Annotated in this window: 3 protein-coding genes and 1 pseudogene; 2 read left to right on the top strand and 2 right to left on the bottom strand. The window is 67.4% G+C overall.

Annotation, left to right across the window (positions count from 1 at the left end):
- Nucleotides 1-257: 257 nt before the first annotated feature.
- Entirely contained in the window at nucleotides 258-392 is a 135-nt protein-coding gene (locus GT354_RS55830) for a hypothetical protein (RefSeq protein WP_272923856.1), read from the top strand.
- A 133-nt stretch (nucleotides 393-525) separates the two neighbouring features.
- Here the strand turns inward: GT354_RS55830 and GT354_RS52670 are convergent.
- Nucleotides 526-698 (bottom strand): annotated as a pseudogene (locus GT354_RS52670) (IS701 family transposase); the annotation flags it as partial.
- 18 nt (nucleotides 699-716) lie between these two features.
- Between GT354_RS52670 and GT354_RS20690 the strand changes: the two are divergent.
- On the top strand, nucleotides 717-1,067 hold the full coding sequence (locus tag GT354_RS20690; RefSeq protein ID WP_161357830.1) for a hypothetical protein: 351 nt from the start codon (nucleotides 717-719) through the stop codon (nucleotides 1,065-1,067).
- 351 nt (nucleotides 1,068-1,418) lie between these two features.
- Here GT354_RS20690 and GT354_RS20695 read toward each other — a convergent pair whose 3' ends face one another.
- Complete coding sequence (locus GT354_RS20695; RefSeq protein WP_161357831.1) at nucleotides 1,419-2,927, bottom strand: helix-turn-helix transcriptional regulator; 1,509 nt, start codon at nucleotides 2,925-2,927, stop codon at nucleotides 1,419-1,421.
- Nucleotides 2,928-3,082: the final 155 nt, after the last annotated feature.

Raw genomic sequence — 3,082 nt, forward strand, 5'->3', positions numbered from 1 at the left:
CCGCGGAATCGCCACACGCTACGACAAGACCACCTCCTCGTTCACCGCCGCGATCACCATCGTGTCCATCCTGCTCTGGCTCAGACGCCCACTTTGAAGACACTTCCTAGGCTCGGTCCCGCAAGCCGTATACGCCCCGCCGTCGCATCCGTGCTGCACCACGGACGCATCGATCAGCCAAGGCCCCTTGGGCCCACGCGACGATGGACCACCTTCCTCGCTCCTGCGGGGAGTGCAGGCCCCGGTCTGGAGCGCACGTGACCAAATCCGGCAACAACGCGCGCAAGCAGACGGCCCGCCAGCTCGCCGAGGCCCAAGGCGTCTCCTACACCGAAGCCGTGCGCCAGGTACCGGGGCCGTTCGGCAGGACTTCACGGTCGCCAAGGGCCTGAGGGACTACAACGGCGGCCCACACGACGAATTCGGCAACTGGCCGCGCAGGCTTGGGCCCACCGACCTCCAAGCCGAGGCAGACTATCTCCGCGAGGTCATCGAGACGGCCAGCGCGATGCTCGCGATGGTCCTGTCGAGGCCGCACTCGTTCTTCGCGGCCTGGAAAACCTCCTCGATCGCCCAACGGGTGCCCGCGACGCGGACGAGTTCCACGAGCGGCGTGCCTTCGGGGCCGCCGGCGAGGAAGTATGCGATCTCTGTGGGGTCGGTCAGGCCCACCGAGCCAACACCCAACGTCCGCAGCCGAGTTCGACGTCGTCGATGTGGGGGATCACCGGCTCCTCGATTACCCGGCGAAGTACGCCCGCGCCCTCGACGCGATCGAGAACGCCTGGAACCGTAAGACCAGCCGCGTCACACAGTCCGTCCTCGACGCCGGACGCTCCGTTCGCATTCTGCGGAACGGCATCGAGGGGGACGACCTCCGGGACGAGACGGACGAGCTGGCGTTCGCCGAACTCGACTGGGCGATGCTGCTGTTCGACCACGCGGCGGACCCTCACCGGGGATCCCTTGAGCACCCTGCGCGTCTTGGACCGCCGCATGACGCGTCTGCGCGGAACCGCGCAGCAGGCGGAGGGCTTGGTGACCAAGCACCTTCGTCGGGTGTTTGAGCGGACCGTGGACGGGCGAAGACCTCGCGGGGATGGAATTCACCGACATCCGGGTGCTGGAGAACGTCGTATGGACGGACGACACCCGGTGGTCGCCCGTGGACGCCCTCGGCGATGGGTCGGCAGGTTCTCCCGACCCATCGCCGAGGGCGTCCACCATGTGCAGTTTGGCGGACTCCACGACCACAAGCCCGTCCGTGCGTGACCCGACGACCTGAAACCGCTTCGGATATCCGGTTGCGGCTATCCGCCTCGGATAAGAGTGGATATCCGAGTCAGGAACGGCCTACGGGAGTCGGGTGATCACTCTGGACACGAACCACTGACGCTCTTCAGCGCGCTGGTGACCCATCAATCGATCTGTGTGTTTCGCGCTCGTCGTAAGGGGCCTGCGAGTTCTCCCCGAAGGCGCTGCGAGAGCCTGCCGCCGGACGACTTGTGATGGGGAGTGACGAGGACCGATTCGCCCCCTGCCGGGGAAGTGGGGCAGGGAACGGCGATCACACACGGGGATTCGAAGTCTCCCGCGACCCACACGAGCGTCACCGATGATGCCGGGGCGGGAATTTTCAGCGACTTTGAACTGTAGAACGCGGCGACCGTTCGACCCTCCGGGTCCAGCAGGTCGAAGTAATAACGGGTGGGCTCCTGGCTTTCCGCATTTTGCACCCGTTGGTGGCACGGCCATGCCTGCCACGAGTGTTGCTGCAGGACGAGCAGCATTCCCGCATAGGTTTCGACCCCGGTGGCGTCCTCCAGGGAGAACAAGACGAAGCCCCACAGCACGAACGTCAGGAACGCGGTGACGCGCCAGTTCGGCTGGTGGGGAAGTAGCATCGCGAGCACGATCTGGGCCACACACGCCAGGCCGAGCCAGAGCAGCACTCTTCTGATCCTGAACCGCCTCTTGTAATACCTCGGATCAACGGTGGGGTCCCTCCGTGCCCGACGTATACGCAGCCCCTCCTCCAGCAGCCGGTGCGTCTTGTCGAGGAATTCGGGCGACACCTCGGCCGCGGGGCGGGTCGAAACCCCGTACCCGTAGCGGAGGGCCGTGACGCCGTCCTCCGCGCCGAGAAGCGGTCGAGACCGGGGCACAGGGCTCCCTGGGTTGTCCGCCGTGACCTGCGTTGCCGCTCGGGCAACACGCTCCCGGGCGGGGGCCGGCCGCCGCTTCTCCTCGCCGAGGACGTCGACTTGGTGGCGCAGGACGCCCACTTCCCGGCGCAGTGCCTCGATTGTCGCGCGTTGTTCGGCGAGTTCGCCTTCGTTCTCGCGGGTGTAGGCGGCGTAGGCGTGGAGTTGTCGGTCCTGTTCGCGGGTCCGGTCGCGCAGGGTGTCGCGTTGTGTCTCGGCTTGGGCGCGGGCGGCTTCGGTGTGTTCGAGGCGTTCGCGGAGTTCGGCGATCTCGAGTTCGAGGGCGCCCAGGGCCTCGGCCGCCCGTTGGTGGTCGAGGGTGTCGCGTTGGCGTTCCTCGTGCCATCGCGTGGTGAGGGCCTCCTTCGCGGCGGCCAGGCGGGTGGCCTCTTCCTTCCAGTACAGGATCTGGTTGCCCTGTCGGGTGCTGCCGGCCAGGGCGGCGGTGCGCAACCGTTCGAGGTCGGCGCGTTCCTGGGGCGTGAGCGGGGTGCCGCGGTCGGTGAGGAAGGTCGCGAGTTTGTCGAGGAAGTCGCGGGGTGCGACGCGTTGCCCCTTGAAGTAGCGGGTGACCGAGGACGCGCTGAGGAACGCCTTCCTCGCGAACTCGCGGCGCGAGTCGTCACCACGTTCGAAGTACGCCTCCATCGCCGCCCCGTAGCGCGCCGCGTCCGGCTCGACCGCGTCCCGGCCCGACACGTCCTCGTTCTCGTCCCCGCTCATGCGGGCGTCGCCCTCTTCGTCACCCCCTGATTCAACGACACGAAGGGGCGGCCGGGATGCCGCAATACACAAACGTGTTGCCGATGTGCCGGCAACGGCCGTTGCCGCTACCGCAGCACCCTCCACCCGTCCGACGCTCGTCGCCGACACCCGAC

The sequence above is a fragment of the Streptomyces sp. SID3343 genome (genome assembly GCF_009865215.1).
Classification (GTDB): domain Bacteria; phylum Actinomycetota; class Actinomycetes; order Streptomycetales; family Streptomycetaceae; genus Embleya.

What these genes read in the sequence shown, in the direction of transcription:
- GT354_RS20695 (WP_161357831.1), bottom strand. Translation starts at nt 2,927, where the DNA reads ATGAGCGGGGACGAGAACGAGGACGTGTCGGGCCGGGACGCGGTCGAG.